This is a genomic window from Sphaerisporangium sp. TRM90804 (assembly GCF_029846175.1).
Taxonomy (GTDB): domain Bacteria; phylum Actinomycetota; class Actinomycetes; order Streptosporangiales; family Streptosporangiaceae; genus Sphaerisporangium.
In genome coordinates this window covers 29,799-45,484 of record NZ_JARWAC010000038.1, presented here as the reverse complement: position 1 = coordinate 45,484, position 15,686 = coordinate 29,799, and the positions used below count along the sequence as shown (strand labels likewise).

Genomic DNA, 15,686 nt, shown 5'->3' with positions numbered 1-15,686 from the left:
CCGCGCCGGGCCGGTCATCCGGCCACGTTCGCCGCGCCGCCGACGATGCGTTCCAGCTTGCCCCGGTAGGCGGCGGCGGCCTCCTCGACCCCCTGCCCGGACACGACCGCGGCGGTGGCCTCCTGCAGGGCCGTCGAGACCTGGGGGTAGACGGCCAGGCCGGGCCGGTAGGCCGTGATCGGCAGCACCTTCTCGGAGATGAAGCCCAGCAGCGGGTCGCCGCTCAGCACCTCGTCGTTCACGTCGGTGCGCGAGGTGATCCGCGCCTCGCCGGCCAGGCTCTCCTTGGTGGCCTCGGCCGAGTGCATGAACGACAGCAGCTCCCAGGCGAGCCCGGGGTTCTCGGCGTTGGGGTTCAGGGCGCGGACGGCGCCGCCGGACATGCTGACGAAGTCCTGGCCGCGCACCCCCGACCCGGGCTCCTTGGCGGGGATCAGCGCGTAGCCGACCACCTCGTCGCGGTCGGGCATGGGCGCCACGCCGGCCTTGGGCTCGACGACGGCGCGCCAGAAGTAGTCGCCCTCGAGCAGAACGCCGATCTCGCCCTCGGCGAACCGCTGGAAGGACTTGTCGCGGCCCTGGGCCTCCTGCTGCAGCCGGGGGTCGCCCAGGCCGCCGGTGTACACCTGCCGGTAGAAGTCGAGCACGTCCTTGACCGCCTGGGTGTCGCCGGCCCACTTGCCGCCGGAGAGGATCTCCGAGCCGGTGCCCGCCAGCAGCGGCAGCACGCCCTGCATGGAGGTCGCCTCGCCCATGGCCGTGCCCGCGTTGATCTGCAGCGGGGTCGGCACCCCGGCCTTCTTGAGGGCCTGGCCCGCCTGGATGATCTCCTGCCAGCTCTTGGGCTGCCAGTCGGCGGGCAGGCCCGCCTTGGCGAACAGGGTCTTGTTGTAGAACAGCACGCGGCCGTCGGTGCCCTGCGGCAGGCCGTACTTGCGCCCGTCGAAGATGCCGAGACCCTGGACCGCCTGGGGGATGCGGCTCCACCCCTCCCATCGCTCGACCTCGGGCCCGGCCGTCTCGGCGAGCGGCTTGACGTAGCCCGCCTGTGCGAACTCCCCGACCCAGATGCCGTCCAGGTCGATCACGTCGGCGCCGGCGCCCGACCGCAGGTCCAGGGCGATCTTGGTCTTGTACTGCTCGTCGTCCACGCCGTTGGGCTGGAACAGCACGCGGACGTCCCTGCCCTTGGCCTTCTGCGCCTGCTCGAACTTCGGGATGAGCCAGTCCTCGGTCCAGTCGGCCGTCGCGGCGTTCTTGCCGCCGGAGATGGCGTTGGCGGTGATCGTCAGGGTGACGCCGCCCGCTTCGGAGGGGCCTCCCGAGCCGCACGCGGCCAGGGGCAGAATCGCGGTGATCAGGACGGCGAGCGCTCGCGCGGGTCTCACGGAAGACCTCCCGGGGGGATGATGGAGGCGCACCTGTGTTCATGTCACGACAACTCGACAATCGCACGCCCGATCTCTCGGGTAAAGATTGATTTTGTGGAAGATGAGCAGGGATGGGCGAAAGTGGTTCGCGCTGAGCTGATCGTGGGAAGTGCAACCACGACAGCACCACGAGTAGGGTCGGCCTAGAAGTCTTGAGGCGCTTGGGAGGGAGTCGCGTGGCAGCACAGCGGGACTGGATGAACAACCTGTTCCTGGACACGGGATCGACGTCGTTCACCGAGTTCGTCGGGACCCACGCTCCCGGGTTGCTCCCGCGGAGGTTCGAGACCTTGGCGGCTCCGGTGGGTGATCAGATCCCGCACGCGACGACCATCATCGCGGCCGTGTTCGCCGACGGAGTGGTCATGGCGGCCGACCGGCGGGCGACGGCGGGGAACTACATCTCCCAGAAGGACATGGAGAAGGTCTTCCGCACCGACGAGTACTCCTGCATGGGCATCGCCGGCTCGGCGAGCACCGGCATCGAGCTGGCCCGTCTCTACTGCGTGGAGCTCGAGCACTACGAGAAGCGTGAAGGCCGCACGCTCTCGGTCCAGGGCAAGGCGAACCGGCTGTCCACCATGATCCGGGGCAATCTCCCCCTGGCGATGCAGGGAATGGTCGTGGTGCCGCTGTTCGTGGCCTACGACACCGACCGCGGGGGCGGCCGCATCTTCTCCTACGACGTCGGCGGCGGCCCGTACGAGCAGACCAACTTCGCGTCGATCGGCTCGGGCTCGCTGTTCGCCCGCGGCTCGATGAAGAAGCTCTACCGCGAGGGCGCCTCCGCCGAGGAGACCGTGCTGGCCTGCGTCAACGCGCTCTACGACGCGGCGGACGACGACTCGGCGACCGGTGGTCCCGATGTCAGCCGCCGCATCTGGCCGTCGGTCGCCGTGATCACCGACGAGGGGTTCCGCCGGCTGCCCGAGGAGGAGGTCGAGGGTCACGTGCGGCGGGTGCTCGACGTCCGCATGGCCGACCCCGACGGGCCCACCGCCCCGCTGCGCTAGTCACCATCAACGGCCACGAGAGGATCACCACCGGTGTCCATGCCCTTTGGATATGTGTCCCCCGAACAGGAGATGCGGGACAAGGCCGATTTCGCGCGGAAGGGCATCGCGCGCGGCCGCAGCGTCGTGGTGCTGCAGTACGAGAACGGCATATTGTTCGTCGCCCCCAACGCTTCGCGGGCCCTGCACAAGATCAGTGAGATCTACGACCGCATCGGGTTCGCGGCCGTCGGCAAGTACAACGAGTTCGAGGCGCTGCGGCTCGGCGGCATCCGCTACGCCGACGTCAACGGCTACACCTACGACCGCAGCGACGTCACCGCCCGCGGCCTGGCCAACCTCTACGCCCAGTCGCTCGGCATGGTGTTCACAGAGTCGCGCAAGCCGTACGAGGTCGAGCTCGTGGTCACCGAGGTCGGCGACGCCCCCGAGGACGACCAGATCTACCGCCTGACCTTCGACGGCTCGGTCACCGACGAGCACGGCTACGTCGTCATGGGCGGCGTGGCCGAGACCGTCAGCGGCCGCCTGAAAGATCGTTACCGTCCGGGCATGACGCTGGCGGAGGCCCTGGACGCCGCCCTGGCGGCGCTCACCGAGCCCGGCGGCGAGCGTACGCCGGTGTCGCAGCTCGAGGTCGCGGTGCTCGACCGCACCCGCGAGCACCGCAAGTTCCAGCGGCTGGTCGGCCCCCGCCTGGAGCGGCTGCTGGCCGCCTCCTCCGGGCCCGAGCCCACGCCGCCGGCCGGTGAGGGCGCCGAGGGCGCGCAGCCCGACACCGGCCCCACGCCCGGCGGCGGCGGCCCGCTGCAGGCCTCGGCGGACGACGGCGCGGCCACCGCGCCCGACGGCGACATCGACACCGGCTCCGGCGGCTGACCGGGCGCGGTGCACGCGCGAGGCCGGCGCCGTCAAGCTTGGGAAGATCTCCGGGCCCGCGCCCGCGACCGCTCCGGCGGTCCGGGAGGCGGGCCCTGTCGGCGCTTCGGCGCCCGCCGGCGCGGGGCGGCGTCAAGCCCCGGCGGGCAACCCCGAAAGGCCGGGAAGATCCCTCCCGTCCGGGGCTTCGGGAGCATAGTGTGATGTGATGGATCGTCGCATCTTCGGCTTGGAGAACGAGTACGGCGTCACCTGCACGTTCCGGGGGCAGCGAAGGCTGTCGCCAGACGAGGTCGCGCGCTATCTGTTCCGCAGAGTCGTGTCCTGGGGCCGATCGAGCAACGTGTTCCTCCGCAACGGCGCCCGGCTCTATCTCGACGTCGGCAGCCACCCCGAGTACGCCACCCCCGAGTGTGACAACGTCGTGGAGCTGGTCACCCACGACAAGGCGGGCGAGCGCATCCTGGAAGGGCTTCTCGTCGACGCCGAGAAGCGCCTTCGCGAGGAGGGCATCGCAGGGGACATCTACCTTTTCAAGAACAACACCGACTCGGCCGGCAACTCCTACGGCTGTCACGAGAACTATCTGGTCGGCAGGCACGGGGAGTTCGGCCGCCTGGCCGACGTCCTGATCCCCTTCCTGGTGACCCGCCAGATCATCTGCGGGGCGGGCAAGGTGCTGCAGACGCCCCGCGGGGCCGTCTACTGCGTGTCGCAGCGCGCCGAGCACATCTGGGAGGGCGTCTCCAGCGCCACCACCCGGTCCCGCCCCATCATCAACACCCGCGACGAGCCGCACGCCGACGCCGAGCGCTTCCGGCGCCTGCACGTCATCGTCGGCGACTCCAACATGAGCGAGGCGACCATGCTGCTCAAGGTCGGCGCCACCGACCTCGTGCTGCGCATGGTCGAGGCCGGCACGGTCATGCGCGACCTCAGCCTGGAGAACCCGATAAGAGCCATCCGGGAGGTCTCCCACGACATGACCGGCCGCAGGCGCGTGCGCCTGGCCAACGGCCGCGAGGCCTCCTCGCTGGAGATCCAGCAGGAGTACCTGTCCAAGGCGCGCGACTTCGTCGACCGCCGCGGCGGGGACGACATCACGCGCCGCGTGCTGGAGCTGTGGGAGCGCACGCTCAGGGCGGTGGAGACCGGCGACCTCGACCTGGTGTCCCGCGAGATCGACTGGGTCACCAAGTACCAGCTCATCGAGCGCTACCGCAACAAGTACGACCTGCCGCTGTCCTCGCCCCGGGTGGCCCAGCTCGACCTGGCCTACCACGACGTGCACCGCAAGCGAGGGCTGTTCTACCTGCTGCAGCGGCGCGGCGCGGTGGAGCGGGTCGCCTCCGACCTGAAGATCTTCGAGGCCAAGTCGGTGCCGCCGCAGACGACCCGCGCCCGGCTGCGCGGCGAGTTCATCCGCAAGGCGCAGGAGAAGAGGCGCGACTTCACCGTCGACTGGGTGCACCTGAAGCTGAACGACCAGGCCCAGCGCACGGTCCTGTGCAAGGACCCCTTCCGCAGCGTGGACGAGAGGGTCGACAAGCTGATCGCCGGCATGTAGGCGGCCCGCCGCGGGCGATCATGAATGTTTCACGGCGCCCGCGCCCGCGGCGCCCGCCCGCCGTGATCCCCGCCCGGCGTAACGGCACGTCGGGCGGGCGCTCGCGGCCGTCCGGGCAAGGCTTTCGAGGGAAAGGTCACGCTTCGGCAAGCACCGCGTGCGTGCCGACTCGAGGGGTATCGCCATTCGGGTAGTGTTACGCGAACGTGATGTCTTCCCGAGGGATACCCATGCGCCGACTGGCCGTTCTCGCCGCCCTGCCGTTGCTCTTCGCCACCGCCTGCGGCGGTGGCGGCGGCGAGGTGACCGCCAGCACCGGGGCATCGCCCGCCGGTGTCAAGGTCAGCGGGGCGTTCGGTAAGAAACCGCAGGTCACCTTCCCGTCGGGCAAGCCGCCGGTCACGTCGTCCTCCCAGACGATCTCCGCGGGCACCGGCGCCGCCGTCAAGGACGGCGACTCGGTGGTGGCCAACCTGACCGCCTACAGCTGGGACGGCAAGACCAACGCCGCCTCCGGCTCCACCTACGACGACGGCGCGCCGCAGTTGATCAAGGTCGACGCCAAGCTGCCCGGCGTCGTGCACAAGGCCTTCCAGGACAGCAAGCCGGGCGGCCGGTTCCTCGCGGTGGTCGCCAAGGACAGCCTCACCCCCGACCAGGCCGAGCAGGCCAAGTCGCAGGGCGCCGACACCTCCATCGCCAGCGTCTACGTCGTCGACGTGATGGGCGTGCCCACCGTCAAGGCGGCCCAGGGCACCGCCGCCGACCCGGCGGTCAAGGGCGTCACCCTGGAGAACCCCGGCGGCGACCAGGCGCCCAAGCTGACCACCAAGACCGACGTCAAGGCGCCCAAGGACCTCGTCTCCAAGACCGTGATCACCGGCACCGGCCCGGTGGTCAAGTCCGGCCAGACGCTCCTGGTGCACTACACCGGCAAGATCTGGGGCAGCGGCACCGAGTTCGACAGCAGCTGGGCCCGCGGCGAGCCCGCGATGTTCCCGATCGGCGTCGGCAAGGTCATCAAGGGCTGGGACCAGAGCCTGGTCGGCGTCCCGGTGGGCAGCCGCGTCCTGGTGTCCATCCCGCCGGCCCTCGGCTACGGCAAGGCCGGCTCCGGCGACAAGATCAAGGGCACCGACACCCTCGTCTTCGTCGTCGACCTCCTCGGCGCCTACTGAGCTCCCGGCGCGGGCCGCGTGCCGCCGGCGTGACGTCCCGCCGGCGGCGGCGCCTAGACTCGCCGCTGTGAGCGGCGACGACCTCGAGGTGCTCGGGCTCCTGCGCGACCCCGTGCGGCGGGCGCTGTACGACTACGTGGCGGCCCAGGGCCGCGAGGTGGGGCGCGACGAGGCGGCCGAAGGGGCGGGCGTGAGCCGCACGCTCGCCGCCTTCCATCTCGACAAGCTCGCCGAGGGCGGGCTGCTGGCGTCGGCGTTCCGGCGCCTGTCGGGCCGCTCGGGCCCCGGCGGCGGGCGCCCCGCCAAGGTGTACCTCCGCTCGCCCCAGGAGCGCCAGGTGAGCGTCCCCCCGCGCGACTACCGCACGCTGGCGGCCGTGCTCGCCGAGGCGGTCGACGCGCTGGGCGGCGACGAGGCGGCCGAGGAGGCCGCCCGGCGCGTGGGCGGGCGGGTCAGGGCCGCCGGCCTGCGCGAGGCGCTGTTCGAGCGCGGCTACGAGCCCTACGAGGCCGAGGGCGAGCTGCGGCTGCGCAACTGCCCCTTCCACGTGCTGGCCGACGAGCGGCCGGTGCTGGTCTGCTCGATCAACCTGGCCCTGTGCGAAGGCCTGCTGGCGGCCGTCGGCGACGACCGCACCACCGCGCGCCTCAACCCCCGGCCGGGGGAGTGCTGCGTGGCCTTCACTTCTAAAAACAATATCCGTTGACATAGAAGGGCCGGGAGTGGTCCCCTTGGGGGCATGCACCTGGCCCAGCTCAACGTCGCGCACATGCGCGCCCCCGTCGACTCCCCCCAGCTCGCCGACTTCGTCGACGCGCTGGAGCCCATCAACGCCCTGTCCGACTCCCACCCCGGCTTCGTGTGGCGGCTGAAGGGCGGGCCGGACCCCCACGACACCGTGCGGCACGACTACGGCGACCTGCTCCTGATCAACTTCTCGGTGTGGGCGTCCCGCGAGGACCTGTGGAACTTCGTGTACCGCACCGCCCACCTCGACGTCCTGCGCCGCCGCCGCGAATGGTTCCACCGCGTGGCCGAGCCCTACAGCGTGATGTGGTGGATCCCCGAAGGGCACGTCCCCGCCCTGGCCGAGGGCATGGACCGGCTCGACCTGCTGCGCGCCAAGGGGCCGTCCCCGGACGCCTTCACCTTCGCCGAGTTCCACGACCCTCCGGCGGCGTGACCGCGCGCCGGGGTCAGGGCAGGAGCGAGGCGGTGTGGCGGCCGGCGGCGGCCGAGGCGAGGAACCCGGCCAGATCCTGCGCGAGGCCGCGCCCCATCGTCGACAGCTTCACCGGGCTCTCGGCGAGCAGCTCACGCAGGCCGTCGACCGGCACGGTCACCAGCTCGTGGCGCGCGGCGAGGCCGGCGGCCTGCGCCGCCACCCGCTCGCCGAACTCCCCGGGCAGGCCGGGCACCACCACCTGCGCGGGCGCGAGAGCCACCCGGCCGTATGCGGTCAGCGAGTGGTGGGAGACGCCGATGTGACGCTCGCGCAGGTCGCCCTCGCTGACCCGCAGCGCGCCGACCGGCCGCCCCTCCAGCACGGCCGCGGCGTTGACGGCCTCGCCCGCCGACACCCCCGAGAACCCCCACCGGGTGCCCGTGCCCAGGTTGCCCGGCCCCTGCGTCACGACGGCGACGTCGGCGCCCAGCACGTGCCGTGCCGCCAGCAGGCCCGTGTGCACCGTCACGGCCTCCACGTCGCCGCCGAACGACTGGCCGGTGGTGACCACCCCGCACAGCCACCCGATCTCGCGCAGCCGGGCGGCCGACATCGAGAACCAGCCGGGAAGCGCGCCGCCGTCGAGCATGACGTAGGCGACCCTCGGCCGCCCGCCGGCCCGCGAGCCGTACAGCCCGCACAGGATCGCGGGCAGCGCCGAGTGCAGGTCGGCGACGACCACCGGCATGCCGCCGAGGGAGTCGGCCTCCCGCAGCACCTCGTGGAACGGCGAGTCCTGCTCGTCGGCGCCCAGCACCGTGGCCTGCAGGGGGGTGTACCGCGCCTTGACCAGGTGGCCGGGTCCTTGCGGATCTTCCGGTAAACGGTCTGGTATGGCCACTACCATGGCGTAACCTCCCGTACCGAGGTTCATGGCGAGCGCGGTGGTGTTCAGCAGCACCATGTCGCCGGGCCGGGGGCGGCCCACCAGAGACGGGTAGGCCAGGGCACGGCACTCCCCCTCGGGGAGGGCCACGTCCAGCTCCACCGCGCCCGGCCACTCGCGCCGGACCGAAAGCACCTCGCCTTTGCGCCACCGGATCACGCCGCAAGGGTAGCGTCACCAGGGGAAGGGAGGCCCGATGTCCCGGCGGAAGACCGAGCGGCTGCTCAACCTCGTCATCTGCCTGCTCGCCACGCGACGCCCGCTCAGCGCCGAGCAGATCCGTCACGCCGTGCCCGGCTACGACTCCGGCAACGACGAGGCCTTCCAGCGCATGTTCGAACGCGACAAGACCGAGCTGCGCGAGATCGGCATCCCGGTCGAGGTGCACAGAGACCCCTGGGAGGACGAGCCGGGCTACCGCATCGTCCGCCAGGCGTACGAGCTGCCCGAGATCACCCTGGAGGCCGACGAGGCGGCGGTGCTCGGCCTGGCCGCACAGGTGTGGCAGCGGGCCAACCTCGCCGAGGCGGCGAGCGGTGCGCTGCTGAAGCTGAGGGCCGCGGGGGTGGAGACCGCCGAGCTCGCCGAAGGCCCGCTGGAGCTGCGGGTCGACACCCGCGACCCCGCGTTCCCCGGTCTGTGGGAGGCCGTGCGCGACCGCCGGGTGGTGCGGTTCGACTACCGCGCGGCGGCCAGCGAGGTCCTGATGACCCGCACCGTGGAGCCGTGGGGCGTGGTCAGCCGCCGCGGGCGCTGGTACCTCGTCGGCCACGACCGCGAGCGCGACGCCCCCCGGGTGTTCCGGCTGAGCAGGATCAGCGGGCCGGTCACCCCGACCGGCCGGCCCGGCGCCGTCACCGTGCCCGGCGGCGTCGACATCCGCTCGATGGTGGGCACCCGCGACAGCCTCGTGCGCGAGCGGGTCGCCACCGTCCGCGTGCGCCCGGGCACCTGCCAGGGGCTGCGCCAGGCCGGCGCGGTGCGGCGGGGCGAGGACGACTGGGACGTCGTCACGCTCGACTTCGCCGACCCCGAGTGGCTGGCCGGGTGGGTCGTCGGCTTCGCCGGCGACGCCGAGGTCCTCGACCCGCCGGACGTCCGCGACGCGATCATCCGGCGCCTGAAGGGAGCCCTGGCGTGAGCTCGGCCGACCGGCTGCCGCGGCTGCTGGCCCTGGTGCCCTACCTCATGTCCCACCCCGGTGCCCAGGTGCCCGAGGTCGCCAAGCTGTTCGGGCTGACCGAGAAGCAGCTCGTCGACGACCTGCAGCTCGTCTGGATGTGCGGCCTGCCCGGTCACACGCCCGGCGACCTCATCGACGTCTCCTGGGACGGCGGCGAGATCCTCATCGACAACGCCGAGACCATCGCCCGGCCGCTGCGCCTGGGCGTCGACGAGGCCAGCGCGCTGCTGGTCGCGCTGCGCATGCTCGCCGAGCTGCCGGAGTTCGGCGAGGGCGACGTGCTGGCCCGGGTCATCGCCAAGCTGGAGCGCGCGGCCGGGGAGGGCGCCGCGGCGGTCAGCAGCCAGGTGGCGTTCGAGCTGGACGCCGCGCCCGACGCCACGGCCACGGTGCGCGAGGCCCTGCGCGCCAGGCGCCGCGTCTCGCTGCGTTACTACGTGCCCGGCCGCGACGAGGTCACCCCGCGCGAGGTCGACCCCACGCGGCTGGTGATGGTCGACGGCCGCCACTACCTCGAAGGCTGGTGCTACCGCGCCGACGGCATGCGCTTGTTCCGGCTCGACCGCGTGATGGAGGTGGAGGTGCTCGGCGTGCCCGCCGACCCGCCCGCCGAGGCCGAGCCGATCGACGTCACCGGCGGGGTCTTCCGCCCCTCGCCCACCGACGAACTGGTGGTGCTGGAGCTCACCCCCACCGGACGCTGGGTCGCCGAGTACTACCCGTGCGAGGAGGTCACCGAGCTGGGGGAGGGCCGCCTGCGCGTGGCCCTGCGCGCCCGCGACCAGGGCTGGATCGTGCGCCTGGCGCTGCGCCTGGGCGACAGCGGCCGCGTCGTGTCCCCCGGCTCGCTCGCCGAACGCGTGCGCGAGGTGGCCGCCCAGGCGCTCTCCCACTACGAGTCGGTGGGGTGAGGGCCCGGTCTCTCCGGGTGACTACAGGGGCGAAAGGCGCATTCCCGGATGAGCAGCCGCGACTGCGGTAAAGTCGCGGGCCATGATCTGGGTCTACGCCGGCGTGGGGCTGGCCGTCGCCGGTCTGGTCCCCCTGGTGCTGCTCGGCGTCCGCGTGGTGGTGGCCGCCCGGCGTCTGGCGGATGAAATCGAGCGGGCGACCTCCCGGCTGGAGCCCGTCCAGGCGCGGCTCGACGCCGTGATCGGCGCATCCAGGCGCCGAGAGGGGTGAAGGAAGTCACGGCGGCAGCGTACGATCGAACTTGAGATCGTACGTCGCTCGGCAATAAGGATGTCTCATGCCATCACTCGGTCCCATGGAATGGATCCTCATTCTTCTGGTCCTCATCCTGCTTTTCGGCGCCAAGAAGCTTCCCGACACCGCGCGGGCGCTCGGCCAGTCGCTGAGGCTCTTCAAGAAGGAGACGGCCAAGGACGAGCAGGAGGAGGCCGCGAGGGCCGCCGCGACGGCCGACCAGCCAGTCCCGCCCGTCACGCCGCCGCAGGCCTCCCTGCCGCCGGCGACGCCGTCGGTCGACGAGCGGCTGCGCGCGCTGGAGGAGGAGAACGCCAGGCTGCGCACCGCCCAGGCCCGCACGGGCGAGGCCGGAGTCAACGGCACCCCGCTCACCCAGGCACAGAAGGACCAGGGCTCCCTCTGATCGAGGGCCCGTCGACCTGACCACGACCGCTCGCGAGACCAGGACGTCCGCATGGCATTGTTGAAACGGTCACGCCCGGCCGGCGAGAGCCGGCCCGCGGCCGATCCCGATGGCCGCATGCCCCTCATGGAGCACCTCCGTGAGATGCGCAACCGCCTGGTCAAGGCGATCCTCGGCCTCGTCGTGGGCACGGCCGTCGGGTTCATCTTCTTCGACCGGCTCTGGAACTTCATGGTGGGGCCCTACTGCCGCCTCCCCGCCGCGCATGATCTCAAGGCCGGCGAGTGCACGCTCGTCGTCCAGAGCGTGTTCGAGGGCTTCATGGTGAACCTCCAGGTCGCCATCATGTTCGGTGCCGTGGTCACCGCCCCGATCTGGCTCTACCAGCTCTGGGCCTTCGTCACCCCGGGCCTGTACCGCAACGAGCGCCGCTACTCGCTGGCCTTCCTCGGGCTGTCGGTGCCGCTGTTCGCGGCGGGCGCCGCCCTCGCCTACCTCACCATGGACAAGGGCCTGGGCCTGCTGCTGAGCTTCGCGCCGAGCAACGTGATCGCGCTCATCACCATGCAGGAGTACGTCGGGTTCCTGCTGGCCATGCTGGTCATCTTCGGCGTGTCCTTCGAGCTGCCGCTGCTGCTGGTGTTCCTCAACTTCATCGGCGTGGTGCCGTTCCGGGTCGTCCAGAAGCACCAGCGGCTGGTCATCTTCCTGATGTTCCTGTTCGCGGCCGTCGCCACTCCGAGCCAGGATCCCTTCACCATGCTGGCGCTCGCGCTTCCCATGGTCGGCATGTTCCTGATCGCCGAGGTGGTCATGTACTTCCACGACCGCAAGAGGGACCGCCTTGAGGCGGAGCGCCAGCGTGAGCTGGCCGAGGAGCTCGACGGGCCGGGCGCCGGCATCGTCGACTGAGTGGGGGCCGGGCCCCGCCCGGTTCTGTCACACAGGTGTTTCCAGCGGTCAACCCCTGGATTGCCGGGCGTTACCCGGATAGGTTCCGGCTGTGGCTGGTGAGCTGGTCCTCCTCGTGAACCCGGCGGCCCGCGGTGGCCGCTCCCTGCGACTGCTCGACCCCGTCGTGCGCCGCCTGCGCGAGGCCGGGCTGCCCGTGTCGGTGATCGTGGGCACCTCCGGCCAGGACGCCCTCGAACGCGCCTGCACGGCGGTCGCCGAGGGCCCCGAGGCGCTGGTCGCCTTCGGCGGCGACGGCCTGGTGCACCTGGCCGTCCAGGCGGTCGCCGGCACCGACGTGCCGCTCGGCGTCATCCCGGCCGGCACCGGCAACGACATCGCCCGCGCCCTCGGCATCCCACGGGCGGACCTGGTGGCCGCCGCCGACGTCGTGGCCGCCGGCAAGACGCGCACGGTGGACGCCGCCAGGATCGGCGGGGAGGAGTGGTTCGCCGGCGTGATGGCCTGCGGCTTCGACTCGCGGGTGAACGAGCGCGCCAACGCGATGGCCGGCCCCGGCGGCCGGGGCAGGTACCTGCTGGCCACGCTGGCCGAGCTCCGGTCGTTCACCCCCCTGCCCTTCACGATCATCGCCGACGGCGAGGTGCTCGAACGGGAGGCCATGCTGGTGGCCGTCGGCAACACCTCCAGCTACGGCGCCGGGATGCGTGTCTGCCCGGACGCCGTGCCCGACGACGGGCTGCTGGACGTGGTGATCGTCGGCCCGATGGCCGCGGGCGCCTTCCTGCGCACCTTCCCCCGCGTCTACCGCGGCTCCCATCTCACCCACCCCGCCGTCACCGTCCGGCGCGTCCGCCGGGTCACCCTGCGGGCCCCCGGAACCGTCGCCTACGCCGACGGCGAGCGCGTCGGCCCGCTGCCGCTCACCTGCGCCGTCGAGCCCGGCGCGCTGCGCGTGCTGGCCCCCGCGGGCCGCTGAGGGCCCACGGGCGGACGGAGCTCTACGGGACCGGAATGCGGATATCGGTAGGCTGAACTGCATGACGACGCCTGCGGAGCGCTACGCCGCCTTCCGGGAGAAGCACGCCGACAGCGGGCCCGCTCTCACATCCTTCCGCGCGTTGTACGACTTCGAGCTGGACGACTTCCAGTTGGACGCCTGCCGGGCCCTGGAGGCCGGCGACGGCGTGCTGGTGGCCGCGCCCACCGGCTCGGGCAAGACGGTCGTGGGCGAGTTCGCCGTCCACCTGGCGCTCGCGCAGGGCAGCAAGTGCTTCTACACCACGCCGATCAAGGCGCTGTCGAACCAGAAGTTCAACGACCTGTCGCGCCGCTACGGCGCCGGGAAGGTCGGGCTGCTCACCGGCGACAACAGCGTCAACGGCGACGCGCCGATCGTGGTCATGACCACCGAGGTGCTGCGCAACATGCTCTACGCGGGCTCCTCCACGCTCACCGGGCTCAGCCACGTGGTCATGGACGAGGTGCACTACCTCGCCGACCGCTTCCGCGGCGCGGTCTGGGAGGAGGTGATCATCCACCTGCCGGAGTCGGTGCGGGTGGTGGCCCTGTCGGCGACGGTCAGCAACGCCGAGGAGTTCGGCGAGTGGCTCGGCGAGGTGCGCGGCGACACCACCGTCATCGTCGACGAGCACCGGCCCGTCCCGCTGTGGCAGCACATGCTGGTGGGCGACCGCCTGTACGACCTGTTCGTCGACGAGGACAACCGGCCCCGCATCAACCCCGACCTCATGCGCATCTCCCGCGACGAGCAGCGCCTGGCCCAGGCGCGCGGCAGGAGGGGCTACTCGCGCCCGCGCCGGTCGGCGGGCGGCGTCAGCCGCTCGGACGCCATCGAGAAGCTCGACTCCGAGGGGCTGCTGCCGGCGATCACCTTCATCTTCTCGCGGGCCGGGTGCGACGCCGCCGTGATGCAGTGCCTGTACGCCGGCATCCGGCTCACCACCGACAGCGAGCGCCACGAGATCCGGCAGATCGTCGACGAGCGCACCGCACACCTGCCCGACGAGGACCTCGCGGTGCTCGGCTACCTGGAGTGGCGCGACTGCCTGGAGCGCGGCCTGGCCGCCCACCACGCCGGCATGCTTCCGGCGTTCAAGGAGGTCGTCGAGGAGCTGTTCACCCGCGGCCTGGTCAAAGCCGTGTTCGCCACCGAGACCCTGGCGCTGGGCATCAACATGCCCGCCCGGTCGGTGGTCATCGAGAAGCTCGACAAGTGGAACGGCGAGACCCACGCCGACCTCACCCCGGGGGAGTACACCCAGCTCACCGGGCGGGCCGGGCGGCGCGGCATCGACGTCGAGGGGCACGCCGTCGTCAACTGGCAGCCGGGCACCGACCCCGTCGCCGTCGCCGGGCTCGCCAGCACCCGCACCTACCCGCTGCGCTCCAGCTTCCGCCCGTCGTACAACATGGCCGTCAACCTGGTCGGCCAGGTCGGCAGGGAGCGCGCCCGCACGCTGCTGGAGTCCTCCTTCGCCCAGTTCCAGGCCGACCGCGCGGTCGTCGGCATCGCCAAGCAGGTGCGGCGCGCCGAGGAGGCTCTGGACGGCTACTCCGAGGCGATGACCTGCCACCTCGGCGACTTCCCCGAGTACGCCGGCATGCGCAGGGAGCTGTCCGACCGCGAGGCCGACCTGTCGCGGCAGCGCGGCACGGCCCGGCGCGCCCAGGCCCTGCGTTCGCTGGAGGCGCTGAAGCCGGGGGACGTCATCCGCGTCCCCGGCGGCAGGCGGGCCGGCCTGGCGGTGATCCTCGACCCGGGCCTGACCATGCGCACCGAGGGGCCCTCCCCGCTGGTGCTGACCAGCGGCAAGCAGGTCAAGCGCCTGTCGGCCGCCGACTTCCCGGTGCCCGTCGAGCCGCTGGAGCGCCTGCGCATCCCCAAGGGCTTCAATCCGCGCGCCCCCAAGGACCGCGCCAACCTCGTCGCGACCCTGCACGCCAGGCTGGGCGACCGCGATCTGGGCCGCCCGGTGCGCGCCCGCGACCACGACGCCGACAGCATGGAGGGCCGGGGCGCCGCGCCCGGCACCCCCGAGTGGGAGATCGCCGAGCTGCGGCGCCGGCTGCGCGCCCACCCGTGCCACGGCTGCGACCAGCGTGAGGACCACGCCCGCTGGGCCGAGCGCTACCACAAGCTGCTGCGCGAGACCGAGGGCCTGCGCCGGCGCATGGAGAGCAGGTCGCACGTCATCGCCCGCACGTTCGACCGCGTGTGCGGGGTGCTCGACGAGCTCGGCTACCTGCAGGACGAGGCCGTCACGCCCGAGGGCCGCCGCCTGGCCCAGCTCTACACCGAGCTCGACCTGCTGACCGCCGAGTGCCTGCGCACCGGCATCTGGGAGGAGCTGGAGCCGGCCGAGCTGGCGGCGTGCGTGTCCTCGCTGGTCTTCGAGTCCCGTCAGGCCGACGACGCCCGCCAGCCCAAGATCCCGGCCGGGCGCACGAAGGACGCGCTGGCCGCGATGGTGCGCATCTTCGCCGACCTGGAGAACGTCGAGCGCGACCACGGCCTTTCGTTCGTCAGGGAGCCCGACTTCGGGTTCGCCTGGGCGGCCTACCGGTGGGCCCGGGGCCACACGCTGGACGCCGTGCTCACCGACGGCGACCTCGCCGCGGGCGACTTCGTCCGCTGGGTCAAGCAGCTGCTCGACCTGCTCGACCAGGTGGGCAAGGCCGCCCCCCAGGGCAGCCGCGTGAAGCAGAACGCCTCCCGCGCCATCGACGCCCTGCGCCGAGGCGTGGTCGCCTACTCCTCGGTCGGCTGAGCCGGCCGCG

15 protein-coding genes are annotated in these 15,686 nt (G+C 72.1%); 13 read left to right on the top strand and 2 right to left on the bottom strand.

Going from position 1 to position 15,686, the window contains the following annotated elements; all coding sequences use genetic code 11:
- Window positions 1-14: 14 nt before the first annotated feature.
- The gene (locus tag PYR91_RS34945) at window positions 15-1,388 is read right to left on the bottom strand and encodes an extracellular solute-binding protein (RefSeq protein WP_279787058.1); all 1,374 of its coding nucleotides are present in this window, start codon (window positions 1,386-1,388) and stop codon (window positions 15-17) included.
- Window positions 1,389-1,627: 239 nt separating this feature from the next.
- On the opposite strand from PYR91_RS34945, the gene prcB reads away from it, so the two are divergent.
- The 6 genes from prcB (at window position 1,628) to PYR91_RS34915 (ending at window position 7,250) form a co-directional block, all read left to right on the top strand.
- A complete protein-coding gene (prcB, locus tag PYR91_RS34940; RefSeq protein ID WP_279787120.1) occupies window positions 1,628-2,443 on the top strand; it encodes a proteasome subunit beta in 816 nt (271 codons plus the stop codon).
- Between the two features lie 39 nt (window positions 2,444-2,482).
- Complete coding sequence (gene prcA, locus PYR91_RS34935; protein WP_279787056.1) at window positions 2,483-3,322, top strand: proteasome subunit alpha; 840 nt, start codon at window positions 2,483-2,485, stop codon at window positions 3,320-3,322.
- Between the two features lie 208 nt (window positions 3,323-3,530).
- Window positions 3,531-4,889, top strand: a complete 1,359-nt coding sequence (gene pafA, locus PYR91_RS34930) for a Pup--protein ligase (RefSeq protein WP_279787055.1) — start codon at window positions 3,531-3,533, stop codon at window positions 4,887-4,889.
- A gap of 230 nt (window positions 4,890-5,119) precedes the next feature.
- The gene (locus PYR91_RS34925) at window positions 5,120-6,067 is read left to right on the top strand and encodes an FKBP-type peptidyl-prolyl cis-trans isomerase (RefSeq protein ID WP_279787053.1); all 948 of its coding nucleotides are present in this window, start codon (window positions 5,120-5,122) and stop codon (window positions 6,065-6,067) included.
- Between the two features lie 67 nt (window positions 6,068-6,134).
- On the top strand, window positions 6,135-6,773 hold the full coding sequence (locus tag PYR91_RS34920; protein WP_279787051.1) for a transcriptional regulator: 639 nt from the start codon (window positions 6,135-6,137) through the stop codon (window positions 6,771-6,773).
- A 33-nt stretch (window positions 6,774-6,806) separates the two neighbouring features.
- Window positions 6,807-7,250: a DUF3291 domain-containing protein gene (locus PYR91_RS34915; RefSeq protein ID WP_279787049.1), complete on the top strand. Its 444-nt coding sequence runs from the start codon at window positions 6,807-6,809 to the stop codon at window positions 7,248-7,250.
- 13 nt (window positions 7,251-7,263) lie between these two features.
- Here PYR91_RS34915 and PYR91_RS34910 read toward each other — a convergent pair whose 3' ends face one another.
- A complete protein-coding gene (locus tag PYR91_RS34910; protein ID WP_279787047.1) occupies window positions 7,264-8,337 on the bottom strand; it encodes a DUF3866 family protein in 1,074 nt (357 codons plus the stop codon).
- A gap of 37 nt (window positions 8,338-8,374) precedes the next feature.
- Between PYR91_RS34910 and PYR91_RS34905 the strand changes: the two genes are divergently transcribed.
- The 7 genes from PYR91_RS34905 (at window position 8,375) to PYR91_RS34875 (ending at window position 15,676) form a co-directional block, all read left to right on the top strand.
- A complete protein-coding gene (locus PYR91_RS34905) occupies window positions 8,375-9,319 on the top strand; it encodes a WYL domain-containing protein (protein ID WP_279787045.1) in 945 nt (314 codons plus the stop codon).
- Window positions 9,316-10,272: a WYL domain-containing protein gene (locus PYR91_RS34900; protein WP_279787043.1), complete on the top strand. Its 957-nt coding sequence runs from the start codon at window positions 9,316-9,318 to the stop codon at window positions 10,270-10,272. Before PYR91_RS34905 ends, PYR91_RS34900 begins: the two co-directional genes overlap by 4 nt.
- Window positions 10,273-10,354: 82 nt before the next feature.
- A complete protein-coding gene (locus tag PYR91_RS34895) occupies window positions 10,355-10,543 on the top strand; it encodes a hypothetical protein (RefSeq protein WP_279787041.1) in 189 nt (62 codons plus the stop codon).
- Between the two features lie 67 nt (window positions 10,544-10,610).
- On the top strand, window positions 10,611-10,973 hold the full coding sequence (gene tatA / locus PYR91_RS34890) for a Sec-independent protein translocase subunit TatA (protein ID WP_279787040.1): 363 nt from the start codon (window positions 10,611-10,613) through the stop codon (window positions 10,971-10,973).
- Window positions 10,974-11,099: 126 nt separating this feature from the next.
- A complete protein-coding gene (tatC, locus tag PYR91_RS34885) occupies window positions 11,100-11,885 on the top strand; it encodes a twin-arginine translocase subunit TatC (RefSeq protein WP_279787038.1) in 786 nt (261 codons plus the stop codon).
- Between the two features lie 91 nt (window positions 11,886-11,976).
- Complete coding sequence (locus tag PYR91_RS34880) at window positions 11,977-12,864, top strand: YegS/Rv2252/BmrU family lipid kinase (protein ID WP_279787036.1); 888 nt, start codon at window positions 11,977-11,979, stop codon at window positions 12,862-12,864.
- Window positions 12,865-12,925: 61 nt separating this feature from the next.
- Window positions 12,926-15,676: a DEAD/DEAH box helicase gene (locus tag PYR91_RS34875; protein ID WP_279787035.1), complete on the top strand. Its 2,751-nt coding sequence runs from the start codon at window positions 12,926-12,928 to the stop codon at window positions 15,674-15,676.
- Window positions 15,677-15,686 lie beyond the last annotated feature (10 nt).

Coding starts and splice junctions, on each gene's coding strand:
- prcB (WP_279787120.1), top strand. CDS start 1,628: ATGAACAACCTGTTCCTGGACACGGGATCGACGTCGTTCACCGAGTTC.
- prcA (WP_279787056.1), top strand. CDS start 2,483: ATGCCCTTTGGATATGTGTCCCCCGAACAGGAGATGCGGGACAAGGCC.
- pafA (WP_279787055.1), top strand. CDS start 3,531: ATGGATCGTCGCATCTTCGGCTTGGAGAACGAGTACGGCGTCACCTGC.
- PYR91_RS34925 (WP_279787053.1), top strand. CDS start 5,120: ATGCGCCGACTGGCCGTTCTCGCCGCCCTGCCGTTGCTCTTCGCCACC.
- PYR91_RS34915 (WP_279787049.1), top strand. CDS start 6,807: ATGCACCTGGCCCAGCTCAACGTCGCGCACATGCGCGCCCCCGTCGAC.
- PYR91_RS34905 (WP_279787045.1), top strand. CDS start 8,375: ATGTCCCGGCGGAAGACCGAGCGGCTGCTCAACCTCGTCATCTGCCTG.
- PYR91_RS34895 (WP_279787041.1), top strand. CDS start 10,355: ATGATCTGGGTCTACGCCGGCGTGGGGCTGGCCGTCGCCGGTCTGGTC.
- tatA (WP_279787040.1), top strand. CDS start 10,611: ATGCCATCACTCGGTCCCATGGAATGGATCCTCATTCTTCTGGTCCTC.
- tatC (WP_279787038.1), top strand. CDS start 11,100: ATGGAGCACCTCCGTGAGATGCGCAACCGCCTGGTCAAGGCGATCCTC.
- PYR91_RS34875 (WP_279787035.1), top strand. CDS start 12,926: ATGACGACGCCTGCGGAGCGCTACGCCGCCTTCCGGGAGAAGCACGCC.